Below are 23,284 nucleotides of genomic sequence, written 5' to 3'. Positions count from 1 at the left end.
TAATTATTATATTGCAACACCTAAATTATTACCTACTAAAGAGTATGAAAGTAAACAAAATTATGGCCTTACAGTTGATGTTATCTATGACATTGGTTCTGGGAATGGCTAGCTGTAGTAAAAAATCTAGCTCAAGTGCATCAAGAGCTACGGGTTGGGACGTTAATAGTATTAATGGAACAGCACAAAACGTTTCTAATAAAAAACAACAAGCAGGTCCGGGATTAGTTTTTGTAGAGGGAGGAACATTTACCATGGGTAAAGTTCAAGATGATGTTATGCATGATTGGAATAATACACCAACACAACAACACGTTCAGTCTTTTTATATGGATGAGACTGAGGTAACTAATATGATGTACTTAGAATATCTTGAATGGTTGAAAAAAGTATTTCCACCTACAGAAGATAATTATAAGCATATTTATGAAGGAGCTTCACCAGATACTTTAGTTTGGAGAAATCGTTTAGGTTATAATGAAACAATGACTAATAACTACTTAAGACATCCTGCATACGCAAACTACCCAGTAGTTGGTGTAAACTGGATTCAAGCAGTTGAATTTAGTAAATGGAGAACAAATCGTGTAAACGAAGCTGTTCTTGAGAAAAAAGGATATCTTAAAAAAGGCGCTAAAACAAATGATGTTAACGCTGAAAGTAACTTTAATACAGAAACATATTTAATTTCGCCAACATCTACATTTGGAGGAAATGACGAAATTGTTTTAAAAGAAGGAAAAAAAGTAAAAAGAGCTAAAAAAGGGGAAACTGCAGAAGAACCTAAAAATGTTTACGCACAGCGTTCTTCTGGAATTATCTTGCCAGAATATAGATTGCCTACAGAGGCTGAGTGGGAATACGCTGCAGCAGCTGATGTTGGACAAAGAGAATACAATATATATAAAGGACAAAAGAAATATCCTTGGTCTGGAGATTATACTCGTTCTGCAAAAAGAGCAACAAGAGGAGATCAATTGGCTAACTTTAAACAAGGAAATGGAGATTACGGTGGTATAGCTGGATGGTCTGATGACGGTGCAGATATTACAAATGAAGTTAAAAAATATCCTGCAAATGATTTTGGATTGTATGATATGGCTGGAAACGTAGCTGAATGGGTTGCCGATGTTTACAGACCTCTTATTGATAATGAAGCAAATGACTTCAACTATTTTAGAGGTAACCTTTATGCTAAGAATAAAATTGGTAAAGATGGTAAAGTAGAAATCGTTACTAAAGAAACTATCAAATACGATACATTAAGTAATGGTAAAATTGTTGCAAGAAATTTCCCTGGAGATATTGCACAAGTACCAGTTGATGAGCAAGAAACTTATTTAAGACAAAACTTCTCTACAAGTGATAATATCAACTATAGAGATGGAGATAAACAATCAACTAAGTATTATGATTTTGGTGGATCTGGTGAGGAAACTGCAGCAGAAAAAGCAAAACAAGCTATGTATAATTCTCCTAAACATAATGTAACAACAGATAGTTTAGGTAACATGGTTAGAAAATATGATAAGTCTAGCAAAAGAACAACTTTAGTAAATGATAATGTTAGAGTTTATAAGGGAGGTTCTTGGAGAGATAGAGCATATTGGTTAGATCCAGCTCAGAGAAGATATTTCCCTCAAGATATGGCAACTGATTATATTGGTTTCAGATGTGCAATGTCAAGAGTAGGACCTAAATCTGAAAAAAGAAAATCACCTAGAAATTAAGAAATTTAATAATAGTAATAAAAGCCCTTTGATTAGGGCTTTTATTGTTTTAAATCTGTTTTAAAATGGATATTGCTCACATTCATAATTTGTTTTTACAATGCCAGTCTGTTTCGACTGATACTCGCAAAATAGAGTTAAATTCAATGTTTTTTGCTATAAAAGGAGATAATTTTGATGCAAATACATTCGCAGAAGAGGCCTTGCAAAAAGGAGCCTTGTTTGTAATAATTGATAATGCATCTTACTTTATCGACCAAAGAACGATTTTGGTTGAGAATAGTTTGATTGCTTTGCAAGAGTTGGCAAAATTTCACCGAGCTTATTTGCAATTACCGATTATTGCCTTAACAGGAAGTAATGGCAAAACAACTACCAAAGAGCTAATAAATGTTGTACTTTCTAAGAAGTACAAAACAAAAGCAACAATTGGAAATCTGAACAACCATATTGGAGTTCCATTAACATTATTGTCGTTTACTAAAGATACCGAAATTGGTATTGTTGAAATGGGTGCTAATCATAAAAAGGAAATTGAATTTTTATGTGAATTGGCACAACCAGATTTTGGATATGTGACTAATTTTGGAAAAGCGCACCTTGAAGGATTTGGCGGAATAGAAGGAGTGATAGAAGGTAAGAGTGAGTTGTATCAATATCTTTCTGCAAATAATAAAATTGCTTTTGTTAATCTTGATGATTCAATTCAAGTAGAGAAAACTACAACTATTAATAATTTTACATTTGGTTATAAAAAAGCCAATGCAGATGTTGTTATAAGTACGATTACAGCTAATCCTTTTGTTGTTTTAGGTTTCGGTGAGCAAACTATTACTTCGCATTTGATAGGGCTTTATAATGCTAATAATATAAGTGCTGCGGTAGCAATTGGGAAATACTTTAAGATAGAAGATTCGATTATAAAAGAAGCTTTAGAAAGTTATATTCCTGAAAACAATCGTTCACAATTATTGATTAAGGGAACAAACGAAATTATTCTAGATGCGTATAATGCAAACCCAAGCAGTATGGCTGTCGCTATCGAAAATTTTATTCAATTAAAGAAGCAAAATAAAATTATGATTCTGGGTGATATGTTTGAGCTTGGTTCTGAAAGTGAGCTTGAACATAAAATTATTGTAACTTCATTATTAGATGAAAATAAGACGAATTGTTATTTTATAGGCCCTTCTTTTTATAAGCATAAAATTGAAAATGAGAATTTACACTTCTTTGATTCGTTTGATTCATTCGTAGCTTATTTGGGCACTATAACTTTTAATGAGCAGACCATTCTTATTAAAGGTTCTCGAGGGATGGCTTTAGAAAGAACATTGAATTATATTTAAAATGTTATAGAAACAACAAAAAAATCCATCTGTACAGATGGATTTTTTTGTTTAAATACTCATTAAAAAACCAATAAGATTTTCCTTCTTGTTCAGTTCCAGTTTTTTTCTTAATCGATAGCGGGCTAGCTCAACTCCTCCATTCGAAATATTCATGATCTCAGCAATTTCTTTGGTTGACATATTCATTAATAGATAGGTTGCTAAATCTAGTTCTCTAGGTGAAATTTTAGGGCATTTTTCTTTTAGGCGTTTTAAGAATTCAAAATGTACATTTTTTATATGCTTTTCTAAATCTTTCCAACTCTTATCTGTATTTACTTCCTTGGTAATGCTTTTATTGAGTTTGTTGAATTGAAACTTTGTTGATTCGTCAAATGTTTCCGTATCAATTTCTTTTAGTTTATGTATAATTCCGTTTAGGATCTTATTTTTCTTTACAACTTGTAGTGAGTTGTTAACTAGTTCTTTGTCTTTTGTGAGTATTTTTATTTGTAGCTTGTCATTCTTTAATTTCTCAATTTCTTTTTCTAGTTGGTATTGTTCTTGTCTTATTTTTGACTCCTTTTCTAAATAAAGTCTGCGTTGTTCTATCGTTTCATAGTATTTATTTTTTCTGATTTTCATTTTGATTCGATAAGAAATGAAATAGATGCCTACTAGTATTAGTATAAAGTAAGTAATATAAGCGAAGGGATGTCTGTACCATGGAGGTGAAATAGTAAATGGAATGATGTCAACTTCAGATTGTATTCCGTAGCTATTTCTCACTTTTACTTTCATGTTGTAATTGCCTTCTCTCAAGTTGGTATATTCTTTTACAGATATTGTTGACCAATTACTCCACTTTTCATCAAAAGGCTCTAATTGATAAGAGTATTCTACGTTTTCAAGGCTCTCGTACGTGGGAGATGAGAAAGTAAATTTTACATGATTTGAAGCGTATGGAATTGATTGTTTTTCATTTATTTTTGTTTGATTTCCATATATCAGAGTATCGTTTGCATAAGTAAAGGTTCGAATGAAAACGTTTGGTTTTGTTACGGTGTTATTTATTAATTGAGAATCATAATGCGCTAATCCATTCGTTAATCCAATAAAAATATTTTCTGGGTCAATAGTGTTAACGGAAAGATAGTTGGTTACTAGATTGCCTGTTAGGTTTGAAAATGGAGCAACAACATTTTTATAATTTCCATCTGCTAACTTAACGAGCTCTCCTAAAGATTCATTGAATACATACCAAAGATTGCCTTTTGAATCTTCAGAAAGAGAATTAATAGTCGGAATGTCTTTAAAAATAGCAGTCATTTTTTTATCCTTAAAAAACGCTTCTTGTTCTTTGGAGTATTTATAGAACTGATTATTTGTTTGAAAATAAAGATTCTTATTTATTTTTTGAATACTTCCAATACCTTTTTCTTGGGGTAAATTATGGATTACTTTTATAGATTTGAATCTCTTTAAATCCTCGGACAATTCCATTTGATATAAAAACTCATCTTTTTTTAGCCATAAATAATTAACATCAAGTTCGAATAAAATAGAAGATTTGTTGAATCCCTGAATTTGATTTCTAAATTCTAAACCATTTGCTGTTTTTTCAAATAATGCAAATCCATTATAATTAGATCCTATGATATAATTGGGGCGATTAGGAATTTTTTTGAATCCAAAACAACCATTTTTGTCTAATGTTTTTACTGCTTTGTTTCCTTTTATAATTATTGATCCTCTATTGTTGGCACATATTAATTCATTATCAATAACCTGAATGTTCCATGTTTGTGTGTTTGTACCTTCTACAAGTGAAAAAGCATCTTCTTTAAAAGCGGTGTTCCATGTATGGTAAAAAACACCTTGGTTTGTTGCTACATACAAGTAACCATCATGAATTACGGATGCATATACAGTACTAATATCGTAACTGAATCCAAAGTAAGTAAATGGAGAGCTTTCATTTATAAATGCAATACCATTATCAAGTCCTAACCAAAGATTGTTCTTGTTGTCTATGTAAGAGGTAAGTACAGTATTGTTTTGGAGGCCTTTTTTTCGGTCTATATGCTGAATTATTTTTCCGTTTAAATCGGATATGATAATGCCATTTAAAACCGAATTTAAGACAATGAATTTATCTTTTATGGTAACTCCGCCTAATGAACTATTTTTTCTTATAAATGTATTTGCTTCTGTTTCCCATGGATATATATTTTCGTTACTGTAAATAAAGAGGCCTTTTTCTAGAGTTGCAATTAAAATTTTGTTGTTAGGCATTTTAAACATTGCCCATACCTCCATATTGTTTAATGCTGTTGTGCCTTTTAGAGGATAGAGTTTCTCATTCTTATATTCTAATAATCCGAGTGCTTTGTCTTGAATGTAAATGGTGTTATTTAGCTGAAAAGAAAACTGAAAGCGTTTAGGGGCTTGAATTGTCTTGATTTTGTTGTCTTTGAAGATGTAAATTCTAGAAAACGACTGGAAAATGACCTCCTCTTTGGTAATATGAATTTTCCAAACAAAATCATTTTCCTGATTATTAGTTGATTTAAGTAGTTTGGATAAAGAGGTGTATTTTAATTTTCCTTTTGGATCAGCTTGAAAATAGCCAAACTCTTTATAGCCACCAACATATATTCTCTCAGAAGGGTGAACTTTTACAGATCGTACTGATGTAAAATAGGGTAAGAGGTGCAAAGTCCATGATGCTCCATCAAATTGAATAAGTCCGCTATTGTTAGCAAAATATAAATTTCCATTCTTATCCTGATCAATTTCCCAGTTTTGAGTAGCACCTTTGTATTCTGTTCGTTTGTAGTTTTGAATATCTGGAACCCCAATATTTTTAACTTGTGCTAATGATATAATTGTAAAGAATAAAAAAGAAGCTATTAGGAGTCTAAATTTTGTAAAATTCATAATTATATTGTAATAGAATTGAAGGTTTATTTGGCTTTTAAACTATTTTAAAACTCTTAAAATTTTAGATTTAATGCCATTTTATTTTCGAAAATATAGCATGCTAAAGCTAAAGTAATTGATTTATACTGACTGTAGTGTTTATTTAAATTTTATATTTTTTTTAAATAGCATAATTGTTATTGTAAATGATTGATTTATAGTTTATTGTTTGTTTTTTGATGTGTTTTTGTCTAGTTCGTTTTTTAGTTTTGATGTGTTTTTGTAGTAATAGATAATTGAGTATACTTAAAAAAACTCCCTATTATTGTTTCAAATTACTAATTAATTAACCAAAATTTTTAGAAAAATGAAATTAATAAAACTGCTTATTTTTTGTTTTTCATCTATTCTATTCTCAGTTTATGCTCAAGCGCAAGACGTTACCGTAAACGGAATAGTTAATGATGAAAATGGTATGCCAGTACCAGGAGCATCTGTTGTAATAAAAGGAACAGGAAAGGGAACGTCTTCTGATTTTGACGGGAAGTTTCAGCTTAAAGCACCTTCTAATGGGGCATTGACAATCACTTTTATAGGTTATACTACTATTAATGAACCAATAAATGGTAGAAATAGGATAATTGTTCAATTGCGTTCAGAATCACAAGCTTTAAATGAAGTTGTTGTTATAGGATATGGAACACAAAAGAAAAGTGTAGTAACAGGAGCAATCTCTAAGGTAAGAAGCCAAGATATTGAAAATTTACCGATATCAAGAGTTGAGCAAACTTTACAAGGAAGGGTTTCTGGGGTTACTATTGCTGCGAGTTCTGGGCAACCTGGAGCATCCTCTAATATTCGTGTGCGTGGTATAACTACACTTGGAAACAATAATCCATTATGGGTTGTTGATGGAGTAGTGGTAGATGCTGGTGGAATTGGTTATTTAAATCAATCCGATATCGCATCTATAGAAGTATTAAAAGATGCCGCTTCTCAGGCTATCTATGGTGCAAGAGCAGCAGCTGGAGTAATTATTGTTACTACCAAAAAGGGGAAATCTGGTAAGATGAGTGTTAGCTATAATGGTTATACTGGTTTCTCTTCAGCAGCAAGAAAATTAGATCTTTTAAATGCTACTGAGTATGCAACGTTAAGAAATGAGAAGTATGCAAACGGGTATGTTAAAAAAGATCCAACTGATACTTTTGCATTGCCTTTTCCAAATCCTAATGCGTTAGGTGCAGGGACAGATTGGCAATCGGTTATTTTTAATGATAGTGCAGCACGTATTGGTCAGGAGTTAAGTCTATCTGGAGGAAATGATGTTTCTACTTTTTATGCGTCTTTTGGTCTTTTGGAGCAGGAAGGTATAGTAACAACGGATATTTCTAAATACAATAGAAAGAACATTCGTTTAAACTCAACTCACAAAATATCCAAGTCGATTACTTTTGGTCAAACATTAGGTTTTTCGAGAGAGAAAACAACAGGATTAGGAAATACAAATAGTTTATACGGCGGGCCCTTGGCATCAGCGATCAATTTAGATCCAATTACTCCTGCAATCGTGACTGATCCTAATATGGTTGCTTTACCACCATATTCTGTTGGTATTTCCGATGGTAAAGGAATTATAAGAGATCCTAATGGGAATCCTTATGGAGTTTCGACAATAGTTACCCGAGAGATGTCTAATCCATTGGCTTATACACAAACTAGACTAGGGAATTATGATTGGGCAGATAATTTTGTTGGAAATGCCTATATGGAAGTTGAGCTAATAAAAGGCTTAAAATTCAGAACTACATTAGGAGGTAAATTAGCCTATTGGGGGTTTGAGAATTTTACACCTGTTGCTTATTTAAATTCAGATAATATTACAAAACTGAATAATCTTTCAAGAAATACAAACAAAGGTTTTGGATGGAATATTGAGAATGTAGCTTCTTATACAAAAAGCATAGCAAATCATAATTTCAGTGTATTGGTAGGTCAAGGTGCCTATGTTGATAATAGAAATAGCGGCACAACTATTACTTATACTAATTTGCCGATTGATAGCTATAAAGATGCTTCTTTTAACTTTAATCTTCCAAAGGATCAGATAAATGCTACTGCTACTACAGGAAATGAGCATAGAGTAACTTCTATATTCTCTAGGTTAACTTACGATTTTAAAGAGAAATACCTGTTAACAGGAATCATCCGTAGAGATGGGTCTTCAAGATTTGGATCAAATAATAAATATGGTACATTTCCTTCATTCTCTTTAGGATGGGTTCCAACAAAAGAAACTTTTTGGGTTGAAAATAAGGTTGTAAATCAATTAAAATTTAGAGGTGGTTATGGAGTAACTGGTAATGATAATATTGGAGATTTTAAATATTTAGCAACAGTAGGAGATGGCCGTAATTATGCTATAGGAACATCGGGATCTGTAACTATAGGTAATAGTCCTAATGCACCATCAAATCCAGATCTTAAATGGGAGGAAACAAGCCAGACAAATATAGGTTTAGAAGCGACTTTCTTCAATGATTTCAATTTAACTTTTGACTGGTATATTAAAAAAACTACAGGAATTCTACAGGAAATTTCATTACCAGGTTATGTTGGTTCAGGGAATCCAACAGGAAATGTTGCTGATATGGAAAATAGAGGTATCGATCTAGAATTAGGATATCGTAAAAAAATAGGACAACTTAATGTGTCTTTAAATGCTAATGTATCTTATCTAAAAAATGAAGTGACCTATCTGGGACGTGGAATTGATTTTCTTCCATCAGGTGAGCAATATCAAGCGGCTACTTATGATATTACAAGAACACAGGTTGGACAACCTTATGGATCTTTCTATGGATTTAAAACAGCAGGTATTTTTCAAAATCAAAATGAAGTTAATGCCTATAAAAATGTAGCTGGAGGACTAATTCAGCCAGATGCTAAACCTGGAGATTTTCGTTGGACAGATATAGATGGAGATGGTAAAATTACTGCAGATGACAGAACATTTATTGGCAGTCCAATACCAAAATATACTTTTGGATTTACAATTAATTTAGATTACAAAAACTTTGATTTATTAATTTTTACACAAGGAGCTGCAGGAAATAAAATTTTCCAAGGATTACGTAGGCTAGATATTGAAAATTCTAATTATCAAACGAAAGCTTTAGGCCGTTGGACAGGAGAAGGTACATCAAATACTTTCCCAAGATTAACGTCAGATGATAAAAACAAAAACTTTAATAATCCTTCTGATTTCTATCTTGAAAAAGGAGATTACGTAAGATTGAAAACAATTCAGCTGGGGTATTCATTACCAACTAAAGTTATCGGACAAATAGGTTTAGAAAAAACCAGAGTGTATTTAACGGGGGAGAACCTATTCACTTTTACTAAGTATACTGGATTTGATCCGGAAATTGGAGCTAATAATGCTGATGGAAATGTTATGGGAATCGATAGAGGGTTTTATCCTCAAGCACGAACTATAATGTTAGGGGTTAATTTACAATTTTAATAAAACAAGAATCATGAAACTAAAAAATATAAAATATTCACTACTTGCTTGTGGAGCACTTTTTACTGTCTTGTCCTGCAGTGAGGATTTTTTAACTGTAGAACCAAAAGGAACTGAGCTAGAGGCTAACTATTATAAAAATGAGACGCAGGCATATGCGGGATTGGTAGCTGTTTACGATATACTTGGTAAGCAGTCTAAAGGATTTGAAAATATGATATGCATGTTAAATGCAGGTTCAGATGATTTCTACGCTGGAGGTGGTGGTGCCACAGATGGTGCAGGAATACATGGTTTTTCAGATTATTCGATTACCCAATCGACAATTCCTCGTAGTTTTTGGGATGATTTTTATCGAGGAATTTTTAGAGCAAATGTATTGCTTCAAAAGTTACCAGCTGTACCTATGGATGAAGCTAAGAAAGCGAGGTTTACCTCAGAAACAAAGGCTTTACGCGCTTATTATTATTTTGAATTGATTCGTACTTTCAGAAATGTTCCCTTGATTTTAGAGCCAATACCAACTGCTGATATTTTTAAAGTAGTTCAGGCAACTCCAGAGGTAATATATGCACAGATAGAGAAAGATTTGAAAGAATCACTTTCGGGATTACCGATTATAATTACAAACAAGACAGACGAAGCAGGTCGTTTATCGCAAGGCGCAGCTAAAGCATTGTTAGGTAAAGTTTATTTATACCAAGGGAAAAATGCATTAGCGGCAGCAGAATTTTTTGATGTAAATGGTACTCCTGGAGGAACAAGTATGTACGGATACAAACTGGTAGACAATTTTGCAGATTTATGGAAGATAAGTAACAAATTTAATTCAGAAGCCATAATAGAAATTTCTCATACTGATAAAAGTAATGCCGATTGGGACTTTTGGGGTGGTGGTAAAGATGAGGGGAACTCCGTTTGTATTATGATTGGGCCTAGAGGGTACAACAGATTGGTAAATTCAACTGCACCAGATTATGTAGCGGGATGGAGTTTTAATACAGTAACTCAGAGATTGTATGATGTATTAAAAGGTGATCCTCGTTTTGATGCTACTATTCTTGATATGAAAGCACTGAAAGCGGCTAAACAAGCAGATTGGGCTCCTAATTATGAAGATACAGGATATTTTTTGAAAAAATTCATGCCTTTAAAATCTGATATTTCTACTGGAGGAGGTTCAGCAGATTTAAATTATAAACAAGATGTATATGCGATTCGTTTAGCAGATACTTATTTAATGGAAGCAGAAGCATTGGGGGCTACAGGAATAAGAGCACAAGCTTTACTAGATGCTGTGAGAGCACGTGTAGGTTTAGGATCAGTTCCAGTTTCTATGGATGCGATTATGTTAGAAAGAAGAAAAGAATTAGCAGGAGAAGGACACCGTTGGTTCGATTTAGTAAGAACAGGTAGAGCTGCTGCTGCATTAGCTTTTAAAGGATTTATACCAGGCAAAAATGAAATTTGGCCAATTCCTATTAAAGAATTAGAAAATACTGAAATTGTTCAAAATCCTAATTATAACAATTAAATAAAAATCATATGAGTTTAAATATAATTTTTAAAAAGGGCATATACCTACTATTTGTTTTAGTAACATTAGGTTCACTAACAAGTTGTGAGCCAGATACAGCAGGAATGGGGAATGGATTATCTGATCTAAACGTAGATCCTTCATTTACAATTACACCAGTAGCAGGAAAAGTAAATGTGTATTTATTAGAATCTGGAAAAAAAGATGTTCTAAATTCCTATTGGAAAGTAGGTAAAACAGAATATTTTGGAAAAATGGTACTTGAAATTTCTTTACCAGATGCAGGAAAATATACAGTAGAACATACTGCTGTAGGTCGCGGTGGAACGACTAATATTGCTACCAAAGAAATTGTCGTAGCGACTTCAGATCCAGAGAAAGGAAATCTAGTAAAAGGAGGTAATTTTTCTAATGCTGCAGATCAGGTACAATGGACAATTTTAAATCTTAATACGAAAGGAGAAGCCTTTTGGTCTTTTGCAAATAACAGCGCAACAATTCATTCTTCAGGAGGATGGGCTCAGGAAGCAATCTATCAAGCGATAGATGTTGTAAAAGATAAAGAATATACAATTGATATGTTAGTTTCTAGTTCAAGTGGATCTAGTGATACCTGGTTTGAAGTATATGCAGGAAAATCGATGCCAGTTTCGGGTGTTGAATATAAAGATAATAAAGTGATGGGATTAAGCACATGGGATGGTTGTGCAAAAACTGCTTTTTCAGGAATGTTATCTATTGTAGGATGTACTAAAAATAGTGTAACAGGAACAGTAAGTAATGTCGTGAAATTTACTGAAACAGGTAAAATCTATTTGTTAATTCGTAGCGGTGGAAGTGTTTTTACTCCAAGTGGAATTACTGTGACTGATATTGAGTTAAGAGGAAAATAATTAAGAATTGAATTGGTTTTAAGTTAGGTAGTAGAATAGCCCATATTCTTTATGACTATGGGCTATTTTTAAATCATTTAGATATTAAAAGTTTATTTTATTGACATTGAAAATGCCATTAGAATTTGCGTATTAAAAATTAAATAATGAAAAAAAACAGCTATAAGATTTTTTGCTTATTGATTACGTTGACAGCATTTTCGCAACAACAAAAAAATAAGCAAGAGTTTACAACAAAAGGGAAAAAAATCACAGTTTATACAACAGCAGACAATTCAAAATTAAGAATAACACCAACAGCTAGCTTAGTTTTTTCAGCATCGAAACAGCCTTTGGAAACCGAAATAGCCGTTTTTGTAGAACCTAAAAAGACTTTTCAGACTTTTATGGGAATTGGAGGTGCTATTACTGACGCAAGTGCTGAGGTTTTTGCCAAATTGTCGAAAGAAAAACAAGTTGAATTTTTAAAAGCGTATTACGATACTCAAAATGGGATAGGCTATTCACTGCTAAGAACAACAATACATAGTTCTGATTTTAGTAGCGAAAGTTACACTTATGTAGAAGAAGGAGATAAAGATTTAAAAACGTTTAATATTAATCATGATAGGCAATACCGTATACCAATGATTAAAGAGGCTATGAAAACAGCTAATAATAATTTGGTTTTATATGTGGCACCCTGGAGTCCGCCAGCATTTATGAAAAGCAATAAAGACATGTTAAAAGGAGGAACTTTATTGCCCGAATACAATCAGGCTTGGGCAAATTATTATGTGAAATTTATACAAGCATACGAAAAAGAGGGAATGCCTATTTGGGGAACATCGGTTCAGAATGAGCCAATGGCAACGCAAACATGGGAATCGTGTATTTATTCGGCAGAAGCAGAGAGAGATTTTATTAAAAATTTTCTAGGTCCAACAATGAAAAAAGCAGGCTTAGGCGATAAAAAAATTATTGCTTGGGACCATAATCGTGATTTAATGAACCAAAGAGCTAATGTGATTTATTCAGATCCCGAAGCCTCAAAATATGTTTGGGGAATGGGATTTCATTGGTATGAAACATGGACAGGCGGAGCACCAATGTTTGATAATGTAAAACAAGTTAATCAAGATTATCCTGATAAAAAGCTAATGTTTACTGAAGGTTGCGTCGAAAAATTTGACGCTACGAAGTATCAATTTTGGCCAAATGCCGAAAGATATGGAATCGCTATGATTAATGATTTTAATAACGGTACAGTGGGATGGACAGACTGGAATGTTCTTTTGGATCAAAATGGAGGACCAAATCATGTAGGAAACTTTTGCTTTGCCCCAATACATGCAAATACAACTACAGGAGAATTAATTTATACACCATCCTATTATTATATCGGGCATTTCTCAAAATTTATTCGCCCGAATGCAAAAAGAGTAAGTACAGCAGTAAGCAGAAGCTCTTTACTAAGCACATCATTTCTTAACACAGATGGTAAAATGGTTACGGTTGTAATGAATCAAACGGATTTAAGCGTGACTTATAATTTAATTATAGCGTCAGAAAAAACGATTGTTACAATTCCAGCTCGTGCGATACAAACTTTAGTTTACTAAAAATAGAAGATAAAGATGAATCAATATTTAAATAAAATTATAAAAGCTATATTATTGGTTGCAATAGTGGTATTGCAGGTAAAATGCTCTTCATCTAGTGATACTACACCAAATTCACCGCCAGCTATAATAGATCCACCAGTTACCGTAACAAACGATGTTGATTTTTGGCTAACCAAAGGAGACCAATCCGTATTACTTACTAAACAAAACGGAGTTCTTGGATTTAGCACCACAGCAAATTCATATACAAATATAGAGATAAACGAATCTCAGAAATACCAAACGATCGATGGTTTCGGTTATACATTAACAGGGGGGAGTGCTACCGTAATTAATCAATTAACGACTCAGAAAAAAAAGGATTTATTGCAAGAATTGTTTGGCTCGACCGAAACTTCTATTTCAATAAATTATATAAGAATAAGCATTGGAGCATCAGATTTAAATGTTGCGCCTTTTACGTATAATGATTTGCCAAAAGGAGATACAGATCTTGATTTGATCAAGTTTAGTCTAGATCCTGATAAGAATGGGGTAATAGCACTTTTGAAAGAAATTTTAGCAATTAATCCAAATATTAAAATTTTAGCAACCCCTTGGTCAGCACCACTTTGGATGAAAGACAAAGATAGTTTTGTTGGAGGAAGTCTAAAAACACAATATTATGATGTGTATGCAAAATATTTTGTGAAATACATTCAGCAAATGAAAAACGAAGGGATTATAATTGATGCAGTAACTCCACAAAATGAACCATTGCATGACGGTAATAACCCAAGTATGCATATGACAGCTATAGAGCAAGCCAATTTTATAAAAAATAATTTAGGTTCCGCTTTTAAGAATGCTAATATCACAACTAAGATTATTGCTTACGATCATAATTGCGATAATATACAATATGCAATGACAATTCTTGGAGACCCTATTGCTAGCCCTTTTGTAGATGGATCAGCATTTCATTTATATGCTGGAAATATAAATGCTCTTTCAACAGTTCATAATGCTTTCCCAAATAAAAATCTATACTTCACAGAACAGTTTACCTCATCAACAGGAGAATTTAAAGGAGATTTAAAATGGCATCTTAAAAATGTAATTATTGGGTCAATGCGTAATTGGAGTAAAAATGCATTAGAATGGAATTTAGCAAACGACGGATCTTTTGCACCACATACACAAGGAGGTTGCGCCACCTGCAAAGGAGCATTAACAGTTAATTCCAGTGACTCTTTTAATCGAAACGTGGCGTATTATATTATAGCTCATGCTTCAAAATTTGTTCCAGTAGGTTCAGTAAGAATCTCGAGTAATATAAGTGGGAATTTGCAAAACGTAGCTTTTGTCACTCCAGCAGGTAAAAAAGTTTTAATCGTAGAAAACGATGGAGATACCAGCGAAATATTCAATATAAAATTTAACGGAAAGTGGGTTACAACATCATTGGACGGAGGTTCAGTTGGGACTTATACTTGGAAATAATAGTAGTTAATAATAAGCATCATTTAGAGATTGAATAAATAAAAACAGCTATATGAAAAAAATAATATTCCCATTATTAGTATTGTTTTCATTGACATCGTATGGACAAGGATTTTTGCGACAAAACGGGAAAAACATTGTAGATGGACAAGGAAATAATATAGTGTTAAGAGGATTAGGATTAGGCGGATGGATGGTTCAGGAAGGGTACATGATTCAGACCGAGCTATTTGCAAGTCCGCAATATGTAATAAAACAAAAAATAACTGATTTGATAGGAATTGAAAAAACGGAAGAGTTTTACAAGGCATATCGAGCCAATGGGATCACTAAAAGAGATATAGATTCGTTAGCCAAATGGGGTTTCAACTCTATACGTTTACCAATGCATTATAATTTATATACACCACCAATTGAAGCAGAGAAAAATGGTGAGATCACTTGGATAGAAGAGGGTTTTACAATGACTGATAACCTATTAAAATGGTGTGCAGAAAATAAAGTATATCTTATTTTAGATCTTCACGCCGCACCTGGAGGACAAGGTAAAGATGCCGCAATTTCAGATTATGATGATACAAAACCATCACTTTGGGAAAGTGAAGCCAATCGTAAAAAAATGACCAAATTATGGCGAAAACTAGCTTTACGTTATAAAGATAATCCTTGGATTGGAGGGTATGATATTATAAATGAACCCAATTGGAATTTTACTGGAACAAATAAAAATGGTTGCGATGAAACTTCAAATGCGCCTTTGCGTGAACTTCAGGTCTCTATTACAAAAGCAATTCGGGAAGTTGATAAAAACCACATGATTATTATTGAAGGAAATTGTTGGGGGAATAATTACAACGGAATGTTTCCGCTTTGGGATGATAATATGGTTTTGAGTTTTCATAAATATTGGAATTATAATACGACTGCATCAATTCAGAAAATGTTGGATTATAGAGAACAATATAATGTACCGATCTGGATGGGAGAAGGTGGCGAAAATTCGAATGTTTGGTTTAAAGATGCTATTTCTTTATTTGAATCAAATAATATAGGATGGGCATTTTGGCCAATGAAGAAAATTGAAAATATTGCAGGAATTGCTTCAGTTACCAAAACGCCAGAATATGAAAAACTACGTCTATATTGGAAAGATGGAGGAGAGAAACCAAGTCCGGATTTTGCCGAGAAAGCATTAATGCAATTAGCCGAAAATTTTAAATTAGAGAATACCACAATAAAGACAGACGTACTTGACGCAATGTTCCGTCAAGTACGTACAAATGACACTAAAAGTTATAAAAAACATGTTTTACCAGGGAAGATATTTGCAAGCGAATATGATTTGGGAACAAATGGATTCGCTTACTCTGATAAAGATTTTGTGAATTATCGCGTAGAAACAGGAACATTTGAAGAATGGAATAAAGGAAAAGCTATGCGAAATGACGGAGTAGATATTTTACCTTGTAAAGATGATTCTTCAAATGGATATCAGGTATCTTTTATCGAGAATGAGGAGTGGTTGCAATTTACAGTAATAACAAAAGGAGCACAAACATTTGATGTTGCTATTCGATATTCTAGTGAAAAAGAAGAAGGAAAATTACATTTGGAAAACGAAACGGGTAAAATTTCTGAAATAAAAACTCTTCCAATAACAGGAAATAATGCTACTTGGAAAACAATTATGCTTTCAGGAGTAAAATTGAAAAAGGGAGAAAATAAGATAAAAGTTGTTTTTGATAAGGGCGGATTCAATTTGAATTACTTAGATTTTACGGTAGCTAAGAAGTAAAATGTTTTAAAAAAAAGTAAAGTAAAATATATAAAAGAATTTGTAATTAATATTTTTGCTAGATTAGTTTCCCCATGAGATGCTTCAGATTAAACAGGAGCTATAATGGATTAAAAAACCTTAATTATGAAAAGAATAAACAAGTTAGTTGCTCTACTATTATTTTTGTCCTTTTGTGGGACTTATGGGCAAAATTTAAAAATAATGACATATAATATCCGTTTAGATGTTGCCTCAGACGGAGAAAATGCATGGCCTAATCGTAAAGATTTTTTTACGTCACAAATACAATTTTATGCTCCAGATGTATTTGGAGTACAAGAAGCAATGCCAAACCAAGTTAACGATATTGCAACTGCATTACCAAGTTACAATCATGTAGGTATTGCTCGAGAAGGAGATGGTAAAGGCGAATCATCTTCTATATTCTATAAAAAAGATAGATTTTTAGTGCAACAATCCAATACATTTTGGCTTTCAGAAACTCCAGATGTAATCTCCAAAGGATGGGATGCAGCTTACAATAGAGTTTGTACATATGCACTTTTTAAGGACTTAAAAACTAAAAAAATATTTTGGGTTTTTAATACTCATCTTGACCATATTGGGGAAGAGGCAAGAACCAAAGGTCTAGAGCTTATTTTGTCTAAAATAGAAAAAGTAAATACTAAAGGATATCCTGTGTTTCTCATGGGAGATTTTAATTCAGAACCTACTGAAGAGCGTATTATTTCCTTGAAAAGAAGAATGAATGATACTCGTGAAATATCCGAAGAAAAACCTTTTGGACCATCAGGAACCTTTAATGATTTTAAGCATGATCAACCAGTTACACTATTACTAGATTATATTTTTATTTCTAAAAACAGCAATCTAAAAATAAAAAAGCATGCGGTTTTAAGTGATTCAATAGATTTAAAATACCCATCGGATCATTTCCCAGTGCTAATTGAAATTAATTAAGCCATGCTTTTATAAGTTTTAAACTATTGAAGGTTTTGGATTTTCATCAAATAATTGAAGTGTTGAAAACTATCAATGAATTATAAAAATCAATATCAAATTAATATTTGTTTTATGAAAAGAATTACAACATTGACTTGCTTGATGCTATCAATTTTTGCAATAGCACAGCAGGAAACAATCGATCAGAAAGTAAATGCGTTGTTAAACAAAATGACGTTGGAGGAGAAAATAGGGCAGCTTAATCAATATACAGGTAATAATGCAGCAACTGGGCCTATTACTATAAACCAAAACAAACAAGCCGAAATTAAAGATGGTTTAGTGGGGTCAATGCTTAATGTTGTGGGAACAAAATATACTCGTCAATATCAAGAACTGGCAATGCAATCCCGCCTTAAAATACCATTATTATATGGTCAGGATGTAATACATGGTTTTAAAACTACATTTCCAATTCCGTTAGGAGAAGCTGCAAGTTGGGATTTGGCAGCAATAGAACTTTCGGCTAGAGTTGCTGCAACAGAAGCCGCTGCAAGTGGAATTCATTGGACATTTGCTCCAATGGTCGATATTGGTCGTGATCCTCGATGGGGGCGTGTAATGGAAGGAGCAGGAGAGGATAGCTATTTAGGATCAAGAATAGCATATGCAAGAGTAAAAGGTTTTCAAGGTGATAAGTTAGGAAGTCTAAATTCGGTGATGGCATGTGTAAAACATTTTGCAGCATATGGAGCTGCTATTGGTGGTAGAGATTATAACTCTGTAGATATGAGTGAGCGAATGTTATGGGAAACCTATTTACCTCCTTTTAAAGCGGCACTTGATGCAGGAGCAGCAACATTTATGAATTCATTTAATGACATTAATGGAATTCCTGCAACAGGAAATGTACACTTACAAAGAGATATTTTAAAAGGAAAATGGAACTTTCAAGGATTCGTAGTTTCAGATTGGGGTTCCATTGGAGAAATGGTAGCGCATGGCTATTCTAAAGATCTTAAAGAAGCTGCACTGGCCGCAATTACTGCAGGTAGCGATATGGACATGGAAAGTAATGCTTACAGATATAACTTAGCTGCATTGGTTAAAGAAAATAAAGTTTCGATTGACTTGATTGACGATGCAGTAAAAAGAATCCTGCGTAAGAAATTTGAGTTAGGATTATTTGATGATCCATATAAATATTCTAATCCAAATAGAGAGAAAAAAGAATTAAACAATCCGGAACACCGTAAGGCAGCTCGTGAGGTTGCAATGAAGAGTATTGTTTTATTAAAGAATGAAAATGAGACTTTACCACTTTCTAAAAACACAAAAACAATTGCATTTATTGGACCAATGGTAAAAGAATATAAAGCCAATATGGGATTTTGGGCAGTTGAATTACCAGAAGTTGATTATACTAAATGGGTAGTTTCGCAATGGGATGGTTTACAAAATAAAGTAGGTAAGAATACTAAATTATTATATGCTAAAGGTTGCGAGGTAGAAGGAGATAACAAAGATGGTTTTGCAGAGGCAATTGCTACAGCTAAACAGGCTGATGTAGTAATTTTAAGTATTGGAGAGCGACATGATATGAGCGGAGAAGCCAAAAGCAGAAGCAATATTAATTTACCAGGAGTTCAGGAAGAATTAGTAAAAGCAATTCAGGTAACAGGAAAACCAGTTATCGTTTTGGTAAATGCAGGAAGACCTCTTGTTTTTAATTGGACAGCCGATAATGTGCCTGCTATTCTTTATACTTGGTGGTTGGGTAGCGAAGCAGGAAATGCTATTGCGGATGTTTTATTTGGAGATTACAATCCCTCAGGAAAATTGCCAATGACATTCCCAAGAGAAGTTGGACAAATACCGATCTATTACAATCATTATAGTACCGGAAGACCACCCCAAGATGAAAATGCAAAAGAGTATGTTTCCTCTTATACAGACTTGAAAAACAGTCCTAAATTTCCTTTCGGATATGGATTAAGTTATACTAAATTCGATTATTCGGATTTAAAATTGTCTACGACAAAAATGAAAAGTAATGAGGAAATTCAAGTTTCTTTTCAGTTGAAGAACACAGGAAAAGTAGTTGGAGAAGAAGTAGTCCAATTGTATTTAAAAGATAAATTTGGATCAGTTGTACGACCTGTTTTAGAGCTTAAAGATTTTCAAAAAGTAAAATTAAATGCAGGAGAAACTAAAACAATTCAGTTTACAATTGATAATGAAAAATTATCTTTTTATAATGATAAAATAGAGTGGGGTTCGGAGCCAGGCGATTTTGAATTGATGATAGGTTCATCATCTGCAGCTATTCGTTTGAAATCAGCTTTTGAATTGCAATAAAAATTTATCTAAATAAAAAAAGGGGTTTTAAAGCCCCTTTTTTATAAATTTTATTTAAATATTTTTTTGAAATTAAATTTCAACGTATTCATAAGCCCTTCTTCTATAATATCAATTCCAAGGCCAGTATTACTATCGGCAATAGTATGATGAGCAGATCTGAATTCTTCAAAATCTTTTTCAGGAATTTCTAAGTTAACTAATGGTTTGAAATCTATATATGCAGTTCCTCCATTTTTAGTAATTTTTTTACGGCTTACATAATCAAAGTAAGGATTGTTGATTGTACATTCCTGGATGGTGTATTTTTCCTGAGTATCTATTTTTTGATCGGTATAAACATTGATTTCATATTTTTCGTTATCAAAGTTATGCCAAAACGGAAAGTCCTTGTGCATAAAATCTCTTGCATTTTCTTTAACCATATTTCGGTCAAAGTACATCATAAAACGATTCTTTTGGTCATCTATAAAATACGGATTCTCGATAGTAGCATTGTATTGAATGGTGAATTCATTTAGTTTTTTGTCATCACTTATAATTTCAATAGCGGCATCTGTGAATATATTTCTAATATCAGTTCCGTTTCTATCATTATTATAGTTCAGAGTATAAAACAAGAAGTTATTCCAACTGTCGATCACTTCTCTTTTATTTGTGTTTTTAAAATATCTACGCATGCTGTTGGCACGGTTTCCTTTGTAAGTAGTTGTTAGTTTTAATTCTCCAGTAGTATTTTTAGCATTGAATTCTACTTTCTCATTTATACAGTAATAAGGAAATTTATATGGCTTTCTTACTTGTAATTCCTGATTGGGTTTAATCTCTAAATAATGTCTAAAAAAGATAAACCCACGATTCTCAATTAAGCCAAATTCATCACGAATAGTAGCATCAATAAAATAGGTTTCATCTTTGTAATTAATTTTAACAATTACATGATTGAAAGTAAGTAATGAAGGAGAATAATATTTAATGTAATAATCAGTATTAAAATTGACTAAAACTATTGAAGAATCCACATCAATATAATCTAAAATTACTTTTAATAAAACAGATTTTGCTTTGCAGTCACCTTGTTTATTCTGATAGGTTATAGCTGGTTCTTGTGGTTTATGACCGTTCATTTCATCAGCATTATAAACATAATAAACATGATTCTGCACATAATCTATTGCAAATTGTAACTGTTCATCTTTAGTTGTTATAGCATCTAGTTTCTCAACCAGATTAGGAGCAAAGTCTGCTAAAGAAGCTTTATTATAAATTTCTTCATATATAGGATAAATATAATTAGATAAATCTACCCAATTGCTGTGAGTGGCAAAATCTATGAAAGGAGATAGTTCTCTGTTTATATCAACAGTATTTATATAATTTTCTTTTTCTACTGCAAATCGTTCTCCCTTTTTTAAATAATTAATTTCAGGTTCTAATACATTACCATTTTCATCTCTGAAAAAAGTTTTTTTGTAGACAATAGTTTTTTCACGATCATTTATAAAAGTAAATTTATAATTCCCATATGCCCAATAAGTATCTGGACTAATCCAAACATATTTAGAAAACTCCTTGCGTAAAAAATCACGTTCAGTAAAAATCTTCACTCTGGAATCTTCCATAATCAAGACATCGTATAGGCGTAGATCTTTTATTGTAATATTAATTTTTTTATTACTGTTCAAAATACCTCCGCTACTTTGGTTTTCACTATCCAGAACTTTAATTTTGGTATCAGAAATTTTGTCAATTAAAACACCTTCACGTAAAACACTTATTCTATGTATAATGTAGGTTTCGTTTTCTTCTACGACAATGTCTGTTACAGATGCTCTTTCTAGATTAGCAGGCTCATTAAGAGTATAGGCTAAACAGGCATATTCACTGCTTTCATTATCATTTGTATAATATATTTTATCTAAAAAAAAGCAATAATCTCGTCCTTCATCTGTTTGTTTGTTAGAAAAATCGGATTCCTTTATATGTTCAATAAGTTGATTATCATTAATATTGCTTGCCCAATGCTCAGGTTTTTGAATTTTGTAGTGTTCTAATTCAATTAGGTTTTCCATATTAGTATCCATTATCTAAGTAAAATCTTATTTTTAATAATTACAAAAATATGAAATTTATAGGTATTTACTTCTTTTTACTGCATAGGATATTTGTTTTGGTTGATTTTTATTTTTACTCAACGATAGTTCTAAAAGTCAGGTTTACTCTAGGTTTAGATATTGTTTTAGTTGGAGGCAATCGATGTAACCAATGAGATTGTGTAGTGTCTTTCATGACCAATAGACTTCCATGCTCTAAAATTAAAGAAATTGTTTCTTTGGTATCTTTATGCTTAAAAGCAAACTTCCGTTCAGCCCCAAAACTTACCGAAGCAATAGCTCCATTTTTCTTTAAATCTTTTTCAGCATCGCTATGCCAGGCCATTCCTTCGTCGCCAGTGTGATATAAATTAAGCAAGCAGGAATTAAATGTTTCTCCAGTTTTTTTCTCGATGAAAGCTTTTAGTTCTAATAATTCAGGAGTCCACGAAAGTGCTTTTTTTGTGGTATTAGAGTAGGAGTATTCAAAAGGAGAATCTCCATACCAAGCCACTTTTCTTTTAGTAATTATTAATTTTCCAAAAATAATAGCCTCATCATTTTTCCATTCGATAGCGTTCAATAGGGTATCACGATAGAAGTCAGCTTTTTCTCTAGAGAATAATTTTCCATAGTAATTAACTATACCATCTTTGGGTAATAAATTAGTTTCTTCGTTTATTTCAGGATTAAATAAGTCCATTTTTCCAGTTTTGATATTTGGTTTTCATACAATGTCCACAAGGTCTAAAACCATTTTTATTGGCTTCAATTTCAGATAAAAAGAAAACTCTATTTTCACGTTTCATTCTTTTACCCGAAGCACATTTTAAAGTTCCGTAAATTTTTAATTTTTGGTTTCCACCAAAGCAAATTTCGCCTTTTTTAATTTTATTCCGTAAATCTAAATCTAAAATTTTATTGTGCTCAATCATACATGTTATTATATTTTTATTCTGTAGAGAAGAATCGCAGTGCGTCTACACAAAGATTTCTCTATTTTTTGCCAAAGATTAAAAGATTAGAATGATTTAAAATCTGCTAGATCTGCTAGATCTGCGTGAAAAA

Annotated in this window: 14 protein-coding genes; 10 read left to right on the top strand and 4 right to left on the bottom strand. The window is 32.4% G+C overall.

What is annotated here, in order from left to right; genetic code table 11:
• Window positions 1-44: 44 nt before the first annotated feature.
• Window positions 45-1,730: a gliding motility lipoprotein GldJ gene (gldJ, locus tag LPB87_RS16375; protein WP_129540744.1), complete on the top strand. Its 1,686-nt coding sequence runs from the start codon at window positions 45-47 to the stop codon at window positions 1,728-1,730.
• A gap of 65 nt (window positions 1,731-1,795) precedes the next feature.
• Window positions 1,796-3,079 (top strand): UDP-N-acetylmuramoyl-tripeptide--D-alanyl-D-alanine ligase, encoded by a 1,284-nt coding sequence (gene murF, locus LPB87_RS16370; RefSeq protein ID WP_129540745.1) that lies wholly within the window; start codon window positions 1,796-1,798, stop codon window positions 3,077-3,079.
• A 51-nt stretch (window positions 3,080-3,130) separates the two neighbouring features.
• On the opposite strand, the gene LPB87_RS16365 is transcribed toward murF, so the two are convergent.
• The gene (locus tag LPB87_RS16365) at window positions 3,131-6,001 is read right to left on the bottom strand and encodes a triple tyrosine motif-containing protein (protein ID WP_230728584.1); all 2,871 of its coding nucleotides are present in this window, start codon (window positions 5,999-6,001) and stop codon (window positions 3,131-3,133) included.
• Between the two features lie 349 nt (window positions 6,002-6,350).
• On the opposite strand from LPB87_RS16365, the gene LPB87_RS16360 reads away from it, so the two are divergent.
• The 8 genes from LPB87_RS16360 to LPB87_RS16325 all read left to right on the top strand — a co-directional run bounded on the left by LPB87_RS16360 (window position 6,351) and on the right by LPB87_RS16325 (window position 20,123).
• Window positions 6,351-9,509 (top strand): TonB-dependent receptor, encoded by a 3,159-nt coding sequence (locus LPB87_RS16360; RefSeq protein ID WP_230728583.1) that lies wholly within the window; start codon window positions 6,351-6,353, stop codon window positions 9,507-9,509.
• Between the two features lie 13 nt (window positions 9,510-9,522).
• Entirely contained in the window at window positions 9,523-11,043 is a 1,521-nt protein-coding gene (locus tag LPB87_RS16355; protein ID WP_230728582.1) for a RagB/SusD family nutrient uptake outer membrane protein, read from the top strand.
• 11 nt (window positions 11,044-11,054) lie between these two features.
• The gene (locus LPB87_RS16350; protein ID WP_230728581.1) at window positions 11,055-11,939 is read left to right on the top strand and encodes a hypothetical protein; all 885 of its coding nucleotides are present in this window, start codon (window positions 11,055-11,057) and stop codon (window positions 11,937-11,939) included.
• Window positions 11,940-12,085: 146 nt separating this feature from the next.
• Window positions 12,086-13,540, top strand: a complete 1,455-nt coding sequence (locus LPB87_RS16345; protein ID WP_230728580.1) for a glycoside hydrolase family 30 protein — start codon at window positions 12,086-12,088, stop codon at window positions 13,538-13,540.
• Between the two features lie 15 nt (window positions 13,541-13,555).
• Window positions 13,556-15,025, top strand: coding sequence for a glycoside hydrolase family 30 beta sandwich domain-containing protein (locus tag LPB87_RS16340; RefSeq protein ID WP_230728579.1), 1,470 nt, complete (start codon window positions 13,556-13,558; stop codon window positions 15,023-15,025).
• A 52-nt stretch (window positions 15,026-15,077) separates the two neighbouring features.
• Window positions 15,078-16,820, top strand: a complete 1,743-nt coding sequence (locus tag LPB87_RS16335; RefSeq protein WP_230728578.1) for a cellulase family glycosylhydrolase — start codon at window positions 15,078-15,080, stop codon at window positions 16,818-16,820.
• 126 nt (window positions 16,821-16,946) lie between these two features.
• Window positions 16,947-17,783 (top strand): endonuclease/exonuclease/phosphatase family protein, encoded by an 837-nt coding sequence (locus LPB87_RS16330; RefSeq protein ID WP_230728577.1) that lies wholly within the window; start codon window positions 16,947-16,949, stop codon window positions 17,781-17,783.
• Window positions 17,784-17,897: 114 nt separating this feature from the next.
• A complete protein-coding gene (locus LPB87_RS16325; RefSeq protein ID WP_230728576.1) occupies window positions 17,898-20,123 on the top strand; it encodes a glycoside hydrolase family 3 N-terminal domain-containing protein in 2,226 nt (741 codons plus the stop codon).
• 50 nt (window positions 20,124-20,173) lie between these two features.
• Here the strand turns inward: LPB87_RS16325 and LPB87_RS16320 are convergent, their stop codons facing one another.
• From LPB87_RS16320 to LPB87_RS16310, 3 genes are all read right to left on the bottom strand, one after another.
• Entirely contained in the window at window positions 20,174-22,195 is a 2,022-nt protein-coding gene (locus LPB87_RS16320) for a DUF3857 domain-containing protein (protein ID WP_230728575.1), read from the bottom strand.
• 115 nt (window positions 22,196-22,310) lie between these two features.
• Window positions 22,311-22,919, bottom strand: a complete 609-nt coding sequence (locus LPB87_RS16315; protein WP_129540755.1) for an alpha-ketoglutarate-dependent dioxygenase AlkB — start codon at window positions 22,917-22,919, stop codon at window positions 22,311-22,313.
• Window positions 22,906-23,151, bottom strand: coding sequence for an Ada metal-binding domain-containing protein (locus LPB87_RS16310; RefSeq protein ID WP_230728574.1), 246 nt, complete (start codon window positions 23,149-23,151; stop codon window positions 22,906-22,908). Before LPB87_RS16310 ends, LPB87_RS16315 begins: the two co-directional genes overlap by 14 nt.
• Window positions 23,152-23,284 lie beyond the last annotated feature (133 nt).

The organism is Flavobacterium sp. EDS, from assembly GCF_020991525.1.
GTDB lineage: Bacteria > Bacteroidota > Bacteroidia > Flavobacteriales > Flavobacteriaceae > Flavobacterium.
This window is presented reverse-complemented; position numbering and strand designations above follow the sequence as displayed.

Coding starts and splice junctions, on each gene's coding strand:
- gldJ (WP_129540744.1), top strand. CDS start 45: ATGAAAGTAAACAAAATTATGGCCTTACAGTTGATGTTATCTATGACA.
- murF (WP_129540745.1), top strand. CDS start 1,796: ATGGATATTGCTCACATTCATAATTTGTTTTTACAATGCCAGTCTGTT.
- LPB87_RS16365 (WP_230728584.1), bottom strand. CDS start 6,001: ATGAATTTTACAAAATTTAGACTCCTAATAGCTTCTTTTTTATTCTTT.
- LPB87_RS16360 (WP_230728583.1), top strand. CDS start 6,351: ATGAAATTAATAAAACTGCTTATTTTTTGTTTTTCATCTATTCTATTC.
- LPB87_RS16355 (WP_230728582.1), top strand. CDS start 9,523: ATGAAACTAAAAAATATAAAATATTCACTACTTGCTTGTGGAGCACTT.
- LPB87_RS16350 (WP_230728581.1), top strand. CDS start 11,055: ATGAGTTTAAATATAATTTTTAAAAAGGGCATATACCTACTATTTGTT.
- LPB87_RS16345 (WP_230728580.1), top strand. CDS start 12,086: ATGAAAAAAAACAGCTATAAGATTTTTTGCTTATTGATTACGTTGACA.
- LPB87_RS16340 (WP_230728579.1), top strand. CDS start 13,556: ATGAATCAATATTTAAATAAAATTATAAAAGCTATATTATTGGTTGCA.
- LPB87_RS16335 (WP_230728578.1), top strand. CDS start 15,078: ATGAAAAAAATAATATTCCCATTATTAGTATTGTTTTCATTGACATCG.
- LPB87_RS16330 (WP_230728577.1), top strand. CDS start 16,947: ATGAAAAGAATAAACAAGTTAGTTGCTCTACTATTATTTTTGTCCTTT.
- LPB87_RS16325 (WP_230728576.1), top strand. CDS start 17,898: ATGAAAAGAATTACAACATTGACTTGCTTGATGCTATCAATTTTTGCA.
- LPB87_RS16320 (WP_230728575.1), bottom strand. CDS start 22,195: ATGGAAAACCTAATTGAATTAGAACACTACAAAATTCAAAAACCTGAG.
- LPB87_RS16315 (WP_129540755.1), bottom strand. CDS start 22,919: ATGGACTTATTTAATCCTGAAATAAACGAAGAAACTAATTTATTACCC.
- LPB87_RS16310 (WP_230728574.1), bottom strand. CDS start 23,151: ATGATTGAGCACAATAAAATTTTAGATTTAGATTTACGGAATAAAATT.